This window comes from Rhizobium sp. BK316, from assembly GCF_014193695.1.
In the GTDB taxonomy this organism is placed as follows: domain Bacteria; phylum Pseudomonadota; class Alphaproteobacteria; order Rhizobiales; family Rhizobiaceae; genus Rhizobium.
This window is the reverse complement of record NZ_JACHZR010000006.1, coordinates 114,894-131,994: the sequence shown is the minus strand read 5'-3', so window position 1 is coordinate 131,994 and position 17,101 is coordinate 114,894. Positions and strand designations below refer to the sequence as shown.

Genomic DNA, 17,101 nt, shown 5'->3' with positions numbered 1-17,101 from the left:
GTTCGAATAGCTTCTGTAAAAGTCTTGCGCCGGGGCTCCGGCTGCGCTAACCACGGCTTGTTGCAACGCACGTTCGCTTGCCGGGCATTTGCCCAGTTGCGCCGCCAGGCGCCGCCGGCAAGCAGGGATGAACATGATGACTGAACTGCTCAGTTCCTATATTCCGATCGCTATTTTCATCGGTATCGCGCTCGTCATCGGCCTGGCGCTGCTCATTGCGCCGTTTGCCGTTGCCTTCAAGGCGCCCGATTCGGAAAAGCTCTCGGCTTACGAATGCGGCTTCAACGCATTCGACGACGCCCGCATGAAGTTCGACATCCGCTTCTACCTCGTGTCGATTCTCTTCATCATCTTCGACCTTGAGGTCGCCTTTCTCTTTCCGTGGGCCGTCTCCTTCGGCGCCATCGGCTGGTTCGGCTTCTGGTCCATGATGGTCTTCCTCCTCGTGCTGACCATCGGCTTTATCTATGAATGGAAGAAGGGAGCCCTGGAATGGGAGTAGCCCCCGCTGGCAATCAGACGCTCGTCGCGCCGCAGCCGAAGGGGATCATCGATCCCTCGACCGGTAAGCCGATCGGCAGCAACGACGCGTTCTTCGGCGAGATCAACAACGAACTCGCCGACAAGGGTTTTCTCGTTACCTCGACCGATGAGCTGATCAACTGGGCTCGTACCGGCTCGCTGATGTGGATGACCTTCGGTCTTGCCTGCTGCGCCGTCGAGATGATGCAGCTCTCCATGCCGCGTTACGACGTCGAGCGCTTCGGTTTCGCGCCGCGCGCCTCGCCGCGCCAGTCCGACGTCATGATCGTCGCCGGCACGCTGACCAACAAGATGGCGCCCGCTCTCCGCAAGGTCTACGACCAGATGCCGGAACCGCGTTACGTCATCTCGATGGGCTCCTGCGCCAACGGTGGCGGCTACTATCACTATTCCTATTCGGTTGTTCGTGGTTGCGACCGCGTCGTGCCGATCGACATCTACGTGCCGGGCTGTCCCCCCACGGCAGAGGCGCTGCTTTATGGCGTGCTTTTGCTGCAGAAGAAGATCCGCCGCACCGGCACGATCGAACGCTAAGGGCAAGGACTGGACATTATGAGCGAAGCCCTCACTGAGCTTTCGTCGTACCTTTCGGAGGCGCGCGGCAATCTGATTGCTGCCTCGCAGCTCAAATATGGCGAGCTGACGCTGACGACGACCGGCGACAATCTGATCCCGCTGCTGACCTTCTTGCGCGACGACGCCAAGTGCGGTTTCGTCAACCTGACGGATATTTGCGGCGTCGACTGGCCGCAGCGCGAACTGCGCTTCGACGTCGTCTATCATCTTCTGTCTCCGAAGAAGAACTTGCGCATCCGCGTGAAGCTGGCGACCGACGAAGATACGCCGGTTCCGTCCGCCTGCGCCGTCTATCCGGGCGCCGACTGGTTCGAACGCGAGACCTGGGACATGTACGGCGTGCTTTTCACCGGCCATCCGGACCTGCGCCGCATCCTGACCGACTACGGTTTCGAGGGGCATCCGCTGCGCAAGGATTTCCCGACGACCGGTTTCGTCGAGGTTCGCTACGACGATGCGGCAAAGCGCGTCGTTTACGAGCCTGTCGAGCTGAAGCAGGAATTCCGCAATTTCGATTTCTTGTCCCCCTGGGAAGGCACGGAATACGTGCTGCCGGGCGACGAAAAGGCGAAGCAGTAAGTTTGAGGCGTGTGGCGGGTTTTTGCCCGCCGTTCACTGACTACCCGAAAAAGCGAGCCCATCGCCATGACCGAACATAACGTCCGTAACTTCAACATCAATTTCGGGCCGCAGCATCCGGCAGCGCACGGCGTTCTGCGTCTTGTGCTGGAGCTTGATGGCGAAATCGTGGAGCGCGTCGATCCGCATATCGGCCTGCTGCACCGCGGGACCGAAAAGCTGATTGAAACCAAGACCTACCTGCAGGCCGTTCCCTATTTCGATCGCCTCGACTACGTGGCGCCGATGAACCAGGAGCATGCCTATGCGCTGGCCGTCGAGAAATTGATCGGCCTGGAAATCCCGATTCGCGGCCAGCTCATCCGTGTCCTTTATTCGGAAATCGGCCGTATCCTGTCGCATCTGCTGAACGTCACCACGCAGGCTATGGACGTCGGTGCGCTGACGCCGCCGCTCTGGGGCTTCGAAGAGCGCGAAAAGCTGATGGTGTTCTATGAGCGCGCCAGCGGCTCCCGCATGCATGCCGCTTACTTCCGTCCGGGCGGCGTTCACCAGGACCTGCCGGAACAGCTCGTGCAGGATATCGGCAAATGGTGCGACGAATTCCCCGGCAAGCTCGACGATATCGACGACCTTCTGACCGGCAACCGCATCTTCAAGCAGCGTAACGTCGATATCGGCGTCGTCTCGCTGGAAGATTGCTGGGCCTGGGGGTTCTCGGGCGTCATGGTGCGCGGTTCGGGCGCGGCCTGGGACCTGCGCCGCGCGCAGCCCTATGAATGCTATTCGGATCTCGAGTTCGACATTCCGGTCGGCAAGAACGGCGACAACTACGATCGCTACCTGATCCGCATGATCGAGATGCGCGAATCCGTGAAGATCATGAAGCAGTGCGTGAACCGCCTGCTCGGTGATGCCAAGACGGGACCGTTCTCCTCGATCGACGGCAAGGTCGTTCCGCCGAAGCGTGGCGAGATGAAGCGTTCGATGGAAGCGCTGATCCACCACTTCAAGCTCTACACTGAAGGCTATCACGTTCCCGCCGGCGAGGTTTACGCTGCCGTCGAAGCGCCGAAGGGTGAGTTCGGCGTCTATCTCGTTTCCGACGGCACCAACAAGCCCTATCGCTGCAAGATTCGTGCTCCGGGTTATGCGCATCTGCAGGCGATGGACTTCATGTGCCGTGGTCACCAGCTTGCCGACGTCGCGGCCGTTCTCGGCTCGCTCGACATCGTGTTCGGCGAGGTGGACCGGTAATGCAGGCTCTGTCGCTTGCAGCAGCACTCCTTCTTTCGGCTTCCGCTGCCTTTGCGCAGGAAGCCGGAAAGCTCGGCACGCCGCTGGGCCACGAGGAAGCGCAGCCGCCGGCAGAGCAATCGTCCATGGGCGACCTTTTGTCCAAGGGCTATCAAATCAAGGCCGCCGTGCCGAACGGCGGCAAGTTTGTGGTATTTATGCAAAAAGACCAGTCGGCCTATGCCTGTGAAATGCAGTCTCTGACTGCTTCGCGGTGTGGAACGCTAAACTGACAAGGCGTGAGGAAGAATGTCCGTTCGTCGATTAGCCGAAGATCAATTCCAGCCGGCCGCATTCGCTTTCAGCGATGAAAACGCGGTCTGGGCGGAAAAGACGATTCAGAAATATCCCGCAGGCCGTCAGCAGTCCGCGGTCATTCCGCTGTTGATGCGTGCGCAGGAGCAGGATGGTTGGGTCACCCGCCCGGCGATCGAAAAGATCGCCGACATGCTGGACATGGCCTATATCCGTGTTCTCGAAGTCGCGACCTTCTACACCCAGTTCCAGCTGCATCCGGTCGGCACCCGCGCTCACGTGCAGGTCTGCGGCACGACACCGTGTATGCTGCGCGGTTCGGAAAAGCTGATGGGCGTCTGCCGCAGCAAGATCCACCAGCACCCGTTCGAACGCAACGCTGAAGGCACGTTGTCCTGGGAAGAGGTCGAATGTCTCGGGGCCTGCGTCAACGCTCCGATGGTGATGATCGGCAAGGACACCTATGAGGACCTGACGCCGGAACGCCTGGAAGAGATCATCGATACGTTTGCTGCCGGCAACGGCACCAGCGTCAAGGTCGGTCCGCAGATCGACCGTCACCTGTCCTCGCCCGAGGGCGGCCCGACGACGCTTCTCGACGACGTTACTGTGACCCGCACCCGGGCTGGCAAAGCCCCGGCTGCTGCCGACGGTGCGCCGGTTCCGCCTTCCGAGGCCGCTCGCCCGAAGAGCACCGATGCCGAGACCAACGCCTCGCTGAAGACGCCGGCAACCTCGCCCAAGGCATCGGCCAAGAATGCGAAGGCTGCCGAAGTTCAGCCGCTGTCTGGCACTGCCGCTTCCGAGCCGGCGCCGAAGGCGACTGCTGCTGAAACCACCGCAAAGCCGTCGCTGACCGACAAGAATCGTCCGGCCGGCATCGAAAAGCCCGCTGCTCCCGATGATCTCAAGATGATCTCCGGCGTCGGCCCGAAGATCGAAGCGACGTTACATGAAATCGGCATCTTCACCTTCGCGCAGATCGCGGGCTGGAAGAAGGCCGAACGCGAATGGGTCGATAGCTTCCTGAATTTCCGCGGCCGCATTGAGCGCGACGACTGGGTCAAACAGGCCAAGGCGCTCGCCAAGGGCGGCGAAGCGGAATATATCAAGGTCTTCGGCAAGAAGCCGCGGTAAGAGGTGTGAGACATGCTGCAAGATAAAGACCGCATCTTTACCAACATCTACGGCCTCAAGGACAAATCCCTGAAAGGCGCGATGAGCCGCGGCCATTGGGATGGCACCAAACAGATCCTCGAAAAGGGCCGCGACTGGATCATCGACGAGATGAAGGCATCCGGCCTTCGCGGCCGTGGCGGCGCAGGCTTCCCAACCGGTCTCAAGTGGTCCTTCATGCCGAAGCAGAGCGACGGCCGTCCGCATTACCTCGTCGTCAATGCCGACGAATCGGAGCCCGGCACCTGCAAGGACCGCGACATCATGCGCAACGATCCGCACACGCTGATCGAAGGCTGCGTGATCGCAAGTTTCGCCATGGGTGCGAACGCTGCCTATATCTATGTGCGCGGCGAATATATCCGCGAGCGCGAAGCCCTGCAGGCGGCAATCGATGAATGCTACGATGCCGGCCTTCTCGGCAAGAACAACAAGCTCGGCTGGGACATGGACATCTATGTCCATCATGGCGCCGGCGCTTATATCTGCGGTGAAGAAACCGCGCTGCTCGAAAGCCTCGAGGGCAAGAAGGGCCAGCCGCGCCTGAAGCCGCCATTCCCGGCAAACATGGGCCTCTATGGCTGCCCGACGACGGTCAACAACGTCGAATCGATCGCCGTTGCTCCGACCATCCTGCGTCGTGGCGCCGGCTGGTTCTCGTCCATCGGCCGTCCAAACAATGTCGGCACCAAGCTGTTCATGCTTTCTGGTCACGTCAACAAGCCGTGCACCGTCGAAGAAGAAATGGGCATCACCTTCCGCGAGCTGGTGGACAAGCATGCCGGCGGTATCCGCGGCGGCTGGGACAACCTGCTTGCCGTCATTCCGGGCGGCGCATCCTGCCCGATCGTTCCGGCCAAGGACATCATGGACTGCCCGATGGACTTCGACGGCCTGCGCGCCGTCGGGTCCTCCTTCGGTACGGCTGCCTCGATCGTCATGGACAAGTCCACCGACGTCATCAAGGCGATTGCCCGCATCTCGGCCTTCTTCAAGCATGAGAGCTGCGGCCAGTGCACGCCGTGCCGCGAGGGCACGGGCTGGATGTGGCGCGTGATGGAGCGTATGGCGCGCGGCAACGCGCAGAAGCGCGAAATCGACATGCTGTTCCAGGTCACCAAGCAGATCGAAGGCCACACCATCTGTGCGCTCGGCGATGCCGCCGCATGGCCGGTGCAGGGTCTGATCCGTAACTTCCGTCCGGAAATCGAAGCCCGCATCGACCAGTACACGGCCAATGCCCTCGATCACGGCGCGGTTCTGGAGGCGGCGGAGTAAGCGCATGACGACCAGCACGTCCGACAGCAAGGTGAGGGAAGGGGCAGCTGATTTCGCGGCTGACTTCGGCCGTCTTGCTGCCGGCATGCTGGAAAATGCGCGCGCCATGCCTATTCATCCGCTGATGGCCCATCCGGCTGCGGCATTTGCCGCTGCGACGGCGATCGGTTTCGGCCTCTCCACACAGATGGCTGGCGCCTTCTTCGGCGTGCTGCAGGGTGCGCTCGAAACGGCGAACATGGCAGCCGCAGCACTCGACGAAACGCCGCCAGATGAAGACGCGCCGGAGATGGATGTCCGTCCGGAGAATATCCGCCGGCCGGCTGAAAAGACCGAGCCGGTTCGCAAGGCGGCAAAGCCGAAGCTGACCGTGGTTTCCACCAAGGCCCCGGCCGAGAAGAGTGCCAAGCCTGCGGCGGCTGCCAAGGCCAAGCCGGCCGCAAGGTCCAGGAAGGCTGACGACCTCAAGCTGATCGCCGGCATCGGTCCGAAGCTGGAGCAGGTGCTAAACGGAAGGGACATCCGCACCTTCGCCGATATCGCGGCATGGAGCGATGCTGAGATTGCGAACCTGGATGCCGAACTCGGCGTTGACGGCCGTATCTTGCGCGACGACTGGGTCGGCCAGGCCAAGGTGCTGGCGACGCGGGGACGCAGGAAGAAGTAGATTTCCGGCCGAATGCGATGGCTGGAGGAATGGCGGATCGACCGACGGGGCAGGGGCTCCGGGTCGCAATGCCGCTGGCGGGTTCCGGGTCTCGGAACCAGCGAAAGAAAATTTGGGCAATACCAGCGCCAGGACGGATGAAATAACCGCCTTGGCAATATGGATGTTGCAAAAATAGGTTTGTTTGCCGGTACCCGGCGAATGGGAAACAGGACTGAGTGACGATGGCAAAACTGAGGATTGACGGTAACGAGATCGAAGTTCCGGATCATTTCACGCTGCTTCAGGCATGCGAAGAAGCCGGTGCTGAAGTTCCGCGCTTCTGCTTCCATGAGCGTCTGTCGGTTGCCGGCAACTGCCGCATGTGCCTCGTCGAGGTCAAGGGCGGCCCGCCGAAGCCGCAGGCTTCCTGCGCCATGGGCGTGCGCGATATCCGCGGCGGCCCGAACGGCGAACTGCCCGAAGTCTTCACCAACACGCCGATGGTCAAGAAGGCCCGCGAAGGCGTGATGGAATTCCTGCTGATCAACCATCCGCTCGATTGCCCGATCTGCGATCAGGGTGGCGAATGCGACCTGCAGGACCAGGCCATGGCCTTCGGCATCGACACGTCGCGCTATCAGGAAGACAAGCGCGCGGTCGAGGACAAGTATATCGGCCCGCTCGTCAAGACGGTCATGAACCGCTGCATTCACTGCACGCGCTGCGTCCGTTTCACGACTGAGGTCGCCGGCATCTCCGAACTCGGCCTGATCGGCCGCGGCGAAGACGCCGAAATCACCACCTATCTCGAGCAGGCCATGACGTCCGAGCTGCAGGGCAACGTCGTCGATCTCTGCCCGGTCGGCGCTTTGACCTCCAAGCCCTTCGCTTTCACGGCTCGTCCGTGGGAACTGAACAAGACCGAATCGATCGACGTCATGGACGCCGTCGGCTCCGCGATCCGTGTCGATACGCGTGGCCGCGAAGTCATGCGCATTCTGCCGCGCGTCAATGAAGCCGTGAACGAAGAGTGGATTTCGGACAAGACCCGCCACGTATGGGACGGCCTGAAGACGCAGCGCCTCGACCGGCCCTATGTCCGCAAGGGCGGCCGTCTGCAGCCGGCGACCTGGGGCGAAGCCTTCGGCGCCATCAAGGCAGCCGTTTCTGCGACATCGGGCGACAAGATCGGTGCGATCGCCGGTGACCTCGCTTCGGTCGAAGAAATGTACGCACTCTCCGAATTGGTGAAGTCGCTCGGTTCCGAGAACCTCGACTGTCGCCAGGATGGGGCGGCACTTGATCCGTCGCTCGGCCGCGCAAGCTACCTCTTCAACCCGACCATTGCGGGCATCGAACAGGCTGACGCGCTGCTCATCATCGGCGCGAACCCGCGCTTCGAGGCTGCAATCCTCAACGCCCGTATCCGCAAGCGTTACCGTCGCGGCGGCTTCCCGATCGGCGTGATTGGTGAGGGTGGCGAAATGCGCTACAAGTATGATTACCTCGGTGCTGGTCCGGACACGTTGAAGGACATTCTCGACGGCGGCCACGCCTTCGCAGAGGTTCTTTCCAAGGCGTCCAAGCCAATGATCATCATCGGCCAGGGTGCTCTGACCCGTACCGATGGCGCAGGCGTTCTCGCAACAGCCGCCAAGCTCGCCGTCAATGTCGGCGCGATCGCCGATGGCTGGAACGGCTTTGCCGTTCTGCACACTGCGGCTTCCCGCGTCGGCGGCCTCGATCTCGGCTTCGTGCCAGGCGCCAAGGGCGTCAACGCTGCCGAAATGCTGAAGGCCATGGACGTGCTCTTCCTGCTCGGTGCCGATGAGTTCGACCTCGCAGCCAAGACCGCGAAGTTCACGGTCTACATCGGCTCGCATGGCGATAACGGCGCACATGGTGCCGACGTCATCCTGCCGGCTGCCGCCTATACGGAAAAGTCCGGCACCTGGGTCAACACCGAAGGCCGCGTCCAGATCGGCAGCCGCGCCGGCTTCGCACCGGGCGACGCCCGCGAAGACTGGGCGATCATTCGCGCCCTTTCCGACGTGCTCGGCAAGAAGCTCCCCTTTGATTCCCTCGGCGAATTGCGCGGCAAGCTCTATGCGGCATTCCCGCATTTTGCGGCTGTCGACGAGATCGCCGAAGGTAACAGCGCCCAAATTGCCGCACTGGCGAAAAAAGCCGGCAAGATGAACAAATCCGGGTTTGCGTCGCCGGTCAAAGACTTCTATTTGACGAACCCGATAGCGCGCGCCTCGGCTGTCATGGCCGAGTGCTCGGCATTGGCCCGCAACAATTTCAAAGTCGCGGCAGAGTAAGGGCAGGAACTCATGGATTCTTTCTTCTCGACCTATGTCTGGCCGGCGATCATCATGATCGGTCAGTCGCTGCTGCTGCTCGTCTGCCTGCTGGTCTTCATCGCTTACGTCCTGCTTGCCGACCGCAAGATCTGGGCTGCCGTCCAGCTTCGCCGCGGCCCGAATGTCGTCGGTCCCTTCGGCCTGTTCCAGTCCTTCGCCGACCTTCTGAAATTCGTCTTCAAGGAGCCGGTTATTCCGGCCGGCGCCAACAAGGCGGTCTTCCTGCTGGCTCCGCTGGTCACCGTGCTTCTGGCGCTGTCGACCTGGGCGGTCGTGCCGCTCGCCGACGGCTGGGTGATTGCCAACATCAATGTCGGTATTCTGTATATCTTCGCGATCTCGTCGCTCGAGGTCTACGGCATCATCATGGGCGGCTGGGCTTCGAACTCGAAGTATCCGTTTCTCGGCGCGCTGCGCTCGGCAGCGCAGATGGTGTCCTATGAGGTTTCGATCGGCTTCGTCATCGTCACGGTACTCCTCTGCGTCGGTTCGCTGAACCTGACCGATATCGTCAATGCGCAGCATACGGGCCTTGGCACCATGCTCGGCCTGCCGGCATCGTTCCTCGACTGGCACTGGCTGTCGCTGTTCCCGATGTTCATCGTCTTCTTCATTTCGGCGCTCGCCGAGACGAATCGCCCGCCCTTCGACCTTCCGGAAGCCGAATCGGAACTCGTCGCCGGCTTCATGGTCGAATACGGCTCTGCTCCGTACATGATGTTCATGCTCGGCGAATATGCGGCCGTCGTCCTGATGTGCTCGCTGACGACGATCCTCTTCCTCGGTGGCTGGCTGCCGCCGGTCGACTTCTGGCTCATCAACTGGGTGCCCGGCATCATCTGGTTCATGCTGAAGGCGTGCCTGGTGTTCTTCATGTTCGCCATGGTCAAGGCTTTCGTGCCGCGTTACCGCTACGACCAACTCATGCGTCTCGGCTGGAAGGTCTTCCTTCCGCTGTCGCTCGCCATGGTCGTCATCGTTGCATTCGTGCTGAAACTGACGGGATGGGCCGGCTGATGTCCAACCTCGTTTCCGGCAAAATTGGAGAATAAGATGGGAAGCCTGTCCGCCTCCATCAACTCGCTTTTCCTCAAGGAATTCGTCGGCGCCTTCTTCCTGTCAATGCGCTACTTCTTCAAGCAGAAGGCGACGATCAACTACCCCTTCGAAAAGGGTCCGGTCAGTCCGCGCTTCCGCGGCGAACATGCGCTGCGCCGTTATCCGAACGGTGAAGAACGCTGCATCGCCTGCAAGCTGTGCGAAGCGATCTGTCCCGCTCAGGCGATCACCATCGAAGCCGGCCCGCGCCGCAACGATGGCACGCGCCGCACGGTGCGTTACGATATCGATATGGTGAAATGCATCTATTGCGGCTTCTGCCAGGAGGCATGCCCGGTCGATGCGATCGTCGAAGGCCCGAATTTCGAATTCGCCACCGAGACTCGTGAAGAGCTCTACTTCGACAAGCAGCGGCTGCTCGAAAACGGCGACCGGTGGGAGCGTGAAATCGCCCGTAACATTGCGATCGACGCGCCGTACCGCTGATTGAGATTTGAAATGCCGCGGAGAGGGCGCTCTTGCCTGCCGCGGTCAACATGCACCGGGGCTTTGCCGGCGAAGGCTGTGCGAGGTCCTATCGGGCAGGGAAACTCCCGGCTGCCCGGGGGAAGATGAAAAAGGCACCAACATGGGTCTGCAGGCTCTATTTTTCTATCTTTTCGCCTTTGTCGCGATAGCGTCGGCGTTCATGGTCATCTGGGCGAAGAACCCGGTTCACTCGGTTCTGTTCCTGATCCTGGTGTTCTTCAATGCAGCCGGTCTCTTCCTGCTGCTGGGTGCCGAATTCCTGGCGATGATCCTGCTCGTCGTCTATGTCGGCGCGGTTGCGGTTCTCTTCCTCTTCGTGGTGATGATGCTCGACATCGACTTCACTGAGCTTCGCGCCGGTGTTCTCGAATATGCGCCGATCGGCGCGCTGATCGGCCTCATCCTCGCTGCTGAGCTCATCGTCGTCGTCGGCGGCAGCGTGATCTCGCCGGAGGTCGCCAAGACGGTCGCCATGCCGATTCCGGCTCTCACAGAGCGCACCAATACGGCCGCGCTCGGCGACGTGCTCTACACGAATTACGTCTACTTCTTCCAGATCGCCGGTCTGGTCCTGCTGGTCGCCATGATCGGCGCGATCGTGCTGACGCTGAGGCATCGCACCAACATCAAGCGGCAGAATATTTCCCGCCAGGTTGCCCGCACGCCCGCGACTGCCGTCGAGGTGGTCAAGGTCAAGCCGGGCCAGGGCGTGAACTGAACCGAGAGGTCAAGGAACAAAGAACATGGTCATCGGACTCTCCCACTATCTCACGGTCAGCGCCATCCTCTTCACGATCGGCATCTTCGGCATCTTCCTGAACCGAAAGAACGTCATCGTCATCCTGATGTCGGTCGAATTGATCCTGCTGTCGGTCAACATCAACATGGTCGCCTTCTCATCGTTCCTCAACGACATCGTCGGCCAGGTGTTCGCATTGTTCATTCTGACCGTTGCTGCTGCCGAAGCGGCGATCGGTCTTGCAATTCTCGTTGTCTTCTACCGCAACCGCGGTTCGATCGCGGTCGAAGACGTCAATATGATGAAGGGCTGAGCGGCTCATGTTCCTCTATAAGGCTATCGTCTTCCTTCCCCTCATCGGCGCGATCATCGCCGGCCTCTTCGGCCGCGCGATCGGCGCCAAGGCGTCGGAATATGTCACCAGCGGCCTGATGATCGTCGCCGCCGTTCTGTCCTGGGTCGTCTTCTTCACGGTCGCGCTCGGCCATCCCGAGGGCGCTATCAAGGTCGAGGTTCTGCGCTGGATCCAGTCCGGCGGGATCGACGTGTCCTGGTCGCTGCGTGTCGATACGCTGACCTCGGTCATGCTGATCGTCGTCAACACGGTCTCGACGCTGGTGCACATCTACTCGATCGGTTACATGCACACCGATCCGCACCGCCCGCGCTTCTTCGCCTATCTGTCGCTCTTCACCTTCGCCATGCTCATGCTGGTGACCTCCGACAACCTCGCGCAGATGTTCTTCGGCTGGGAAGGTGTGGGTCTGGCCTCGTATCTGCTGATCGGCTTCTGGTACAAGAAGCCCTCGGCATCGGCGGCTGCAATAAAGGCCTTCATCGTCAACCGCGTCGGCGATTTCGGCTTCGTGCTCGGCATCGCCACCGTCTTCGTGCTGTTCGGCTCGATCAATCTCGATACGATCTTCGCCAATGCTGCGACCTTCGCTCCGGCGGAAGGCGGCGGTGAAGCCGGCGAAGTGGTCCTGAACCTCTTCGGCATGCATCTCGACAAGGCGCATGCGCTGACCGGCGCCTGCCTGCTGCTCTTCATGGGCGCGATGGGTAAGTCGGCACAGTTCCTGCTGCACACCTGGCTGCCGGACGCCATGGAAGGCCCGACGCCGGTTTCCGCACTCATCCATGCCGCAACTATGGTGACCGCCGGCGTCTTCCTCGTCGCCCGCATGTCGCCGATCTTCGAACACTCGCCGGATGCGCTCGTGGTCGTTACGATCATCGGTGCGATCACCGCCTTCTTCGCGGCGACCGTCGGTCTCGTGCAGAACGACATCAAGCGCGTCATCGCTTATTCGACCTGCTCGCAGCTCGGCTACATGTTCGTCGCTCTCGGTGTCGGTGCCTATGGCGCGGCAATCTTCCACCTCTTCACGCACGCCTTCTTCAAGGCTCTGCTCTTCCTCTGCGCCGGTTCGGTCATTCACGCCGTCGATGGCGAGCAGGACATGCGCTACATGGGCGGGCTGCGTCCGCACATCAAGGCGACGTTCTGGATGATGATCATCGGCACGCTGGCGATCACCGGTGTCGGCATTCCCTTCACCCCGGTCGGCTTTGCAGGCTTCTTCTCGAAGGACGTCATCATCGAAGCTGCCTATGCATCGCATTCCCCGGTGGCCGGCTTCGCCTTCACGCTGCTGGTCATTGCCGCTCTGTTCACGAGCTTCTATTCCTGGCGCCTGATCTTCATGACCTTCTACGGCAAGCCGCGCGCTTCGCATGAGGTCATGCATCATGTCCACGAGTCGCCGCAGGTCATGCTGGTGCCGCTCTACCTCCTCGCCATCGGTGCAGTTTTTGCCGGCGTGCTCTTCGAAGGCCGTTTCTACGGCGAGGAATATGCCGAGTTCTGGAAGGGCGCGCTCTTCACCGGCGCCGAGAACGAACTGGTGGAAGAGTTCCATCACGTTCCAGCCTGGGTCGGCCTCAGCCCATTCATCGCCATGCTGCTCGGCTTCGTGACCGCCTGGTACATGTACATCCGGTCGCCCTCGACGCCGCGCAAGCTCGCTCAGCAGCACCGTGTTCTCTACCAGTTCCTGCTCAACAAGTGGTACTTCGATGAACTCTACGACTTCCTCTTCGTCCGCACTGCCAAGGCGCTTGGCAACTTCCTGTGGAAGAAGGGTGACGTCGGCGTCATCGATGCCTACGGTCCGAACGGCGTCGCTGCCCGCGTGGTCAACGTGACCGACCGCGTCGTGCGCCTGCAGACCGGCTACCTCTATCACTATGCCTTCGCGATGCTGATCGGCGTTGCGGCGCTCGTTACCTGGATGATGCTCGGGAGTTCCTTCTGATGACCGATTGGCCTATTCTTTCAACGGTCACCTTCCTGCCGCTCGTCGGCGTGGTGCTCCTGTTGCTGATGAACGGCGAAACCGAGAATGGCCGCAAGAACGTGCTGTGGATCTCTTTGATCACCACGGTCTTCACCTTCATCCTCTCGCTCTTCATCTGGATCGGCTTCGACAACGCCAATCCGGGCTTCCAGATGATCGAGCAGCATAGCTGGCTCGGCACCGGCATCGGCTACCATGTCGGTGTGGACGGCATCTCCATGCTGTTCATCATCCTTACGACCTTCCTGATGCCTTTCTGCGTGCTCGCAAGCTGGCTCTCGATCGAGAAGCGTATGAAGGAATACATGATTGCCTTCCTCATCCTCGAAGTGATGATGGTCGGTGTCTTCGTTTCGCTCGATATCGTTCTCTTCTACGTCTTCTTCGAAGGCGGCCTCATTCCGATGTTCCTCATCATCGGTGTCTGGGGTGGTGCGAGCCGCGTTTATGCGAGCTACAAGTTCTTCCTCTATACGCTGCTCGGCTCGGTGCTGATGCTGCTCGCCATCATGGCCATGTACTGGCAGGCCGGCACGACCGATATCGCCCAGCTTCTGGACTACAAGTTCCCGCCGGCGATGCAGACCTGGCTGTGGCTGGCCTTCTTCGCCTCCTTCGCGGTGAAGATGCCGATGTGGCCGGTCCACACCTGGCTCCCGGATGCGCACGTCCAGGCGCCGACGGCCGGTTCCGTCATCCTGGCGGGCGTGCTCCTGAAGCTCGGCGGCTACGGTCTGATCCGCTTCTCGATCGGCATGTTCCCGGTCGCATCGGACTATTTCGCGCCGCTCGTCTTCGCCATGTCCGTGATCGCTATCATCTACACCTCGCTGGTTGCGATGATGCAGGACGACATGAAGAAGCTGATCGCCTATTCTTCGGTTGCCCACATGGGCTACGTGACGATGGGCATCTTCGCGGCCAATGCACAGGGTCTGCAGGGTTCGATCTTCCAGATGCTGTCGCATGGTATCGTTTCGGCCGCTCTCTTCCTCTGCGTCGGCGTCGTCTATGACCGCACCCACACCCGCGAGATCAACGCCTATGGCGGCCTCGTCAACAACATGCCGAAATATGCCGTCGCCTTCATGGTCTTCACCATGGCGAACGTCGGCCTGCCGGGCACGTCGGGCTTCATCGGCGAATTCCTGACCCTGATCGGTGTCTTCCGCGCCAATACCTGGGTTGCGCTTTTTGCAGCCACCGGCGTCATTCTCTCGGCCGCCTATGCGCTCTGGCTCTATCGCCGGGTGATCTTCGGCGCGCTGGAGAAGGAAAAGCTGAAGGCACTGCTCGACCTTTCGCCGCGTGAACAGATCATCCTCTACCCGATGATCGCGCTCACCATTTTCTTCGGTGTCTATCCGGCTCCGGTCTTCGATGCGACCGCAGCTTCCGTAGACCATCTGATCAACAGCTATTCGGCCGCAGTGCAGGCAGCGCAGAATGTTGCGCTGTCGATGAAATGACGGGACTTTAGGACATGACTGCTGAAACAATCTCCCTGAGCCTGTACCTGTCCGCGCCGGAAATCATCCTCGCGATCGGTGCCCTCGTGCTGCTCATGATCGGCGTCTTCGCGGGCGAGCGGTCCGGGCCGCTCGTCAGCACGCTGGCGATGATCGTGATCGCCATCTCCGGCCTCTGGCTGATCTTCATCCCTGGCGACGGCCTTGCCTATGGCGGGGTTTATCTCGCTGACGGCTTCGCACGCTTCATGAAGGTGCTGGCGCTGATCGGATCCTTCGTTGCGCTGTTCATGTCGATGGGTCTCGCCAGAGAAAACCAGCTCGACAAGTTCGAGTTCCCGGTTCTCCTGGTGCTGTGCACACTCGGTATCATGCTGATGATCTCGGCTAACGACCTGATCGCGCTCTATCTCGGCCTCGAGCTGCAGTCGCTGGCGATCTACGTCATCGCTGCGATCAACCGCGATAGCCTGAAGTCGACCGAAGCCGGCCTGAAGTATTTCGTGCTCGGCGCCCTGTCGTCGGGCATGCTGCTCTACGGCATGTCGCTGGTCTACGGCTTCACCGGCCACACGCACTTCGCCGAGGTTGCCCAGGCGCTCACGGTCGAAGGAGCACGCTCGCTCGGTCTGGTCTTCGGCCTCGTCTTCATCCTCGCCGGCATCGCCTTCAAGATCTCGGCCGTTCCCTTCCACATGTGGACGCCGGACGTTTATGAAGGCGCGCCGACCCCGGTCACCGCCTTCCTCGCAAGCGCACCGAAGGTTGCCGCCATGGCGATGATGACCCGTATCGTCATCAGCGCGTTCCAGCCGGTATTGACCGACTGGCAGCAGGTCATCGTCTTCATCTCGATCGCCTCCATGCTGCTCGGCTCGTTTGCGGCGATCGGCCAGAAGAACATCAAGCGACTGATGGCCTATTCGTCGATCGGTCACATGGGTTATGCGCTGGTCGGCCTTGCGGCCGGCAACCAGACGGGCGTCACCGGCGTCATGCTCTACATGGCGATCTACATGGTCATGACGCTCGGCTCCTTCGCGATCATCATGTCGATGCGCCGCAAGGACGGCACTGTTGTCGAGAATGTCAGCGATCTCGCCGGCCTGTCGACGACGAACCCCTTCATGGCCGTGGTGCTGACCGCGCTGATGTTCTCGCTTGCCGGTATCCCGCCGCTTGCAGGCTTCTTCGCGAAGTACTTCGTCTTCGTCGCCGCCATCGAGGCAAAGCTCTATGCGCTTGCCGTCATCGGTGTTCTGGCCTCGGTCGTCGGCGCTTACTACTATCTGCGCGTCATCAAGCTGATGTGGTTCGATGAGGCGACCGGCGAATTCGCTCGCGTCTCCGGTTCGCTGCGCCTCGTCTTCGGTCTCTCCGGTCTCTTCGTCGCCGCCTATGTTCTCATCGGCGGCCCGATCGGCGGCGCGGCTGAACTCGCCGCAGCAACGCTGTTTTGATGTTTTCCGACAAGCGGCGCCGGATATCGCTCGGCGATATCAGGCACGAGGCCTTGTCGGATACGTCATCGACCAACACGGAATGCCTTGCCCGGGCTCGGGCAGGGGACGGCGGCCTGCTCTGGGTGACCGCTGAAAGACAGACCGGCGGCCGGGGCCGCCGGGGCCGTCCTTGGGTTTCGGAGCGCGGCAATCTCTACGCTTCCCTTCTGCTCATCGATCCGGCGCCGATGGAGCGCCTTGCCTCCCTGCCGCTGGCAATCGCGGTCGCCGTGCATCAGGCGGTCCGCAGTGTGCTGCCGCCCGGCGCCGAGCCGCTGGAGGTGAAGTGGCCGAACGATATCCTGATCGGTCGCAAGAAAACCTGCGGCATCCTCGTGGAAGGTGAACGGCTGGCGGATGGCCGTCACGCTGTCGTGATCGGCATCGGCATCAATGTGTCGGTCATGCCCGACAATCCTATCTATCCCGTCACCTGCCTGCGCGATCAGGGAAGTGCAGCTTCGCCCGAAGAGCTCTTCGCCCACCTCTTCGCCTCGATGGCCGACGTGCTGGATATCTGGAATGAAGGACAGGGTATTGCCGAGATCACGGCGCGGTGGCGTGCCGTCGCCTGTGGTATTGGCGAAAAGATAACCGTGAATCTGCCCGACCGGTCGATTTCCGGATATTTCGCCGGGATAGATGATAATGGCCTGTTGATGCTCGATACCGGCACAGGCAGGATGATGCCGATTGCGGCCGGCGATGTATTCTTTGGATAGTGGA

17 protein-coding genes are annotated in these 17,101 nt (G+C 61.0%); all 17 read left to right on the top strand.

Annotated features, from left to right (window positions below; all coding sequences use genetic code 11):
* Positions 1 to 136 precede the first annotated feature (136 nt).
* The 17 genes from FHT87_RS25950 (at position 137) to FHT87_RS25870 (ending at position 17,097) form a co-directional block, all read left to right on the top strand.
* Entirely contained in the window at positions 137 to 502 is a 366-nt protein-coding gene (locus FHT87_RS25950) for an NADH-quinone oxidoreductase subunit A (protein ID WP_008521906.1), read from the top strand.
* Complete coding sequence (locus FHT87_RS25945) at positions 493 to 1,077, top strand: NADH-quinone oxidoreductase subunit B (RefSeq protein ID WP_112544560.1); 585 nt, start codon at positions 493 to 495, stop codon at positions 1,075 to 1,077. Before FHT87_RS25950 ends, FHT87_RS25945 begins: the two co-directional genes overlap by 10 nt.
* Before the next feature lie 18 nt (positions 1,078 to 1,095).
* A complete protein-coding gene (locus FHT87_RS25940; RefSeq protein WP_183730227.1) occupies positions 1,096 to 1,698 on the top strand; it encodes an NADH-quinone oxidoreductase subunit C in 603 nt (200 codons plus the stop codon).
* 66 nt (positions 1,699 to 1,764) lie between these two features.
* Entirely contained in the window at positions 1,765 to 2,955 is a 1,191-nt protein-coding gene (locus FHT87_RS25935) for an NADH-quinone oxidoreductase subunit D (protein ID WP_183730224.1), read from the top strand.
* Positions 2,955 to 3,227 (top strand): hypothetical protein, encoded by a 273-nt coding sequence (locus tag FHT87_RS25930; protein WP_183730222.1) that lies wholly within the window; start codon positions 2,955 to 2,957, stop codon positions 3,225 to 3,227. Before FHT87_RS25935 ends, FHT87_RS25930 begins: the two co-directional genes overlap by 1 nt.
* Before the next feature lie 16 nt (positions 3,228 to 3,243).
* Complete coding sequence (locus tag FHT87_RS25925) at positions 3,244 to 4,386, top strand: NADH-quinone oxidoreductase subunit E (RefSeq protein ID WP_183730219.1); 1,143 nt, start codon at positions 3,244 to 3,246, stop codon at positions 4,384 to 4,386.
* A 12-nt stretch (positions 4,387 to 4,398) separates the two neighbouring features.
* Positions 4,399 to 5,703, top strand: a complete 1,305-nt coding sequence (gene nuoF, locus FHT87_RS25920; RefSeq protein WP_183730216.1) for an NADH-quinone oxidoreductase subunit NuoF — start codon at positions 4,399 to 4,401, stop codon at positions 5,701 to 5,703.
* A 4-nt stretch (positions 5,704 to 5,707) separates the two neighbouring features.
* Positions 5,708 to 6,370 carry a 5' DNA nuclease gene (locus FHT87_RS25915; protein ID WP_183730213.1) on the top strand — a complete coding sequence of 221 codons (663 nt, stop codon included), beginning with the start codon at positions 5,708 to 5,710 and terminating at the stop codon, positions 6,368 to 6,370.
* Between the two features lie 224 nt (positions 6,371 to 6,594).
* Positions 6,595 to 8,676 (top strand): NADH-quinone oxidoreductase subunit NuoG, encoded by a 2,082-nt coding sequence (gene nuoG, locus FHT87_RS25910; RefSeq protein WP_183730210.1) that lies wholly within the window; start codon positions 6,595 to 6,597, stop codon positions 8,674 to 8,676.
* A gap of 12 nt (positions 8,677 to 8,688) precedes the next feature.
* Positions 8,689 to 9,735, top strand: coding sequence for an NADH-quinone oxidoreductase subunit NuoH (nuoH, locus tag FHT87_RS25905; RefSeq protein WP_183730207.1), 1,047 nt, complete (start codon positions 8,689 to 8,691; stop codon positions 9,733 to 9,735).
* 36 nt (positions 9,736 to 9,771) lie between these two features.
* On the top strand, positions 9,772 to 10,263 hold the full coding sequence (gene nuoI, locus FHT87_RS25900; RefSeq protein WP_183730204.1) for an NADH-quinone oxidoreductase subunit NuoI: 492 nt from the start codon (positions 9,772 to 9,774) through the stop codon (positions 10,261 to 10,263).
* Positions 10,264 to 10,405: 142 nt separating this feature from the next.
* Positions 10,406 to 11,023 carry an NADH-quinone oxidoreductase subunit J gene (locus FHT87_RS25895; RefSeq protein ID WP_183730201.1) on the top strand — a complete coding sequence of 206 codons (618 nt, stop codon included), beginning with the start codon at positions 10,406 to 10,408 and terminating at the stop codon, positions 11,021 to 11,023.
* Between the two features lie 25 nt (positions 11,024 to 11,048).
* Positions 11,049 to 11,357, top strand: coding sequence for an NADH-quinone oxidoreductase subunit NuoK (nuoK, locus tag FHT87_RS25890; RefSeq protein WP_183730199.1), 309 nt, complete (start codon positions 11,049 to 11,051; stop codon positions 11,355 to 11,357).
* Between the two features lie 7 nt (positions 11,358 to 11,364).
* Positions 11,365 to 13,362, top strand: coding sequence for an NADH-quinone oxidoreductase subunit L (nuoL, locus tag FHT87_RS25885; RefSeq protein ID WP_183805666.1), 1,998 nt, complete (start codon positions 11,365 to 11,367; stop codon positions 13,360 to 13,362).
* A complete protein-coding gene (locus FHT87_RS25880) occupies positions 13,362 to 14,873 on the top strand; it encodes an NADH-quinone oxidoreductase subunit M (RefSeq protein WP_183805664.1) in 1,512 nt (503 codons plus the stop codon). The genes nuoL and FHT87_RS25880 overlap by 1 nt, the downstream gene beginning before the upstream one ends.
* 14 nt (positions 14,874 to 14,887) lie before the next feature.
* Complete coding sequence (gene nuoN, locus FHT87_RS25875) at positions 14,888 to 16,333, top strand: NADH-quinone oxidoreductase subunit NuoN (RefSeq protein ID WP_183805662.1); 1,446 nt, start codon at positions 14,888 to 14,890, stop codon at positions 16,331 to 16,333.
* A complete protein-coding gene (locus tag FHT87_RS25870; protein ID WP_183805661.1) occupies positions 16,333 to 17,097 on the top strand; it encodes a biotin--[acetyl-CoA-carboxylase] ligase in 765 nt (254 codons plus the stop codon). The genes nuoN and FHT87_RS25870 overlap by 1 nt, the downstream gene beginning before the upstream one ends.
* The last annotated feature ends 4 nt before the right edge of the window (positions 17,098 to 17,101 follow it).

Coding starts and splice junctions, on each gene's coding strand:
- FHT87_RS25925 (WP_183730219.1), top strand. CDS start 3,244: ATGTCCGTTCGTCGATTAGCCGAAGATCAATTCCAGCCGGCCGCATTC.
- nuoN (WP_183805662.1), top strand. CDS start 14,888: ATGACTGCTGAAACAATCTCCCTGAGCCTGTACCTGTCCGCGCCGGAA.
- FHT87_RS25930 (WP_183730222.1), top strand. CDS start 2,955: ATGCAGGCTCTGTCGCTTGCAGCAGCACTCCTTCTTTCGGCTTCCGCT.
- nuoL (WP_183805666.1), top strand. CDS start 11,365: ATGTTCCTCTATAAGGCTATCGTCTTCCTTCCCCTCATCGGCGCGATC.
- FHT87_RS25940 (WP_183730227.1), top strand. CDS start 1,096: ATGAGCGAAGCCCTCACTGAGCTTTCGTCGTACCTTTCGGAGGCGCGC.
- FHT87_RS25935 (WP_183730224.1), top strand. CDS start 1,765: ATGACCGAACATAACGTCCGTAACTTCAACATCAATTTCGGGCCGCAG.
- FHT87_RS25870 (WP_183805661.1), top strand. CDS start 16,333: ATGTTTTCCGACAAGCGGCGCCGGATATCGCTCGGCGATATCAGGCAC.
- nuoH (WP_183730207.1), top strand. CDS start 8,689: ATGGATTCTTTCTTCTCGACCTATGTCTGGCCGGCGATCATCATGATC.
- FHT87_RS25945 (WP_112544560.1), top strand. CDS start 493: ATGGGAGTAGCCCCCGCTGGCAATCAGACGCTCGTCGCGCCGCAGCCG.
- nuoG (WP_183730210.1), top strand. CDS start 6,595: ATGGCAAAACTGAGGATTGACGGTAACGAGATCGAAGTTCCGGATCAT.
- nuoK (WP_183730199.1), top strand. CDS start 11,049: ATGGTCATCGGACTCTCCCACTATCTCACGGTCAGCGCCATCCTCTTC.
- FHT87_RS25915 (WP_183730213.1), top strand. CDS start 5,708: ATGACGACCAGCACGTCCGACAGCAAGGTGAGGGAAGGGGCAGCTGAT.
- FHT87_RS25895 (WP_183730201.1), top strand. CDS start 10,406: ATGGGTCTGCAGGCTCTATTTTTCTATCTTTTCGCCTTTGTCGCGATA.
- nuoI (WP_183730204.1), top strand. CDS start 9,772: ATGGGAAGCCTGTCCGCCTCCATCAACTCGCTTTTCCTCAAGGAATTC.
- nuoF (WP_183730216.1), top strand. CDS start 4,399: ATGCTGCAAGATAAAGACCGCATCTTTACCAACATCTACGGCCTCAAG.
- FHT87_RS25950 (WP_008521906.1), top strand. CDS start 137: ATGACTGAACTGCTCAGTTCCTATATTCCGATCGCTATTTTCATCGGT.
- FHT87_RS25880 (WP_183805664.1), top strand. CDS start 13,362: ATGACCGATTGGCCTATTCTTTCAACGGTCACCTTCCTGCCGCTCGTC.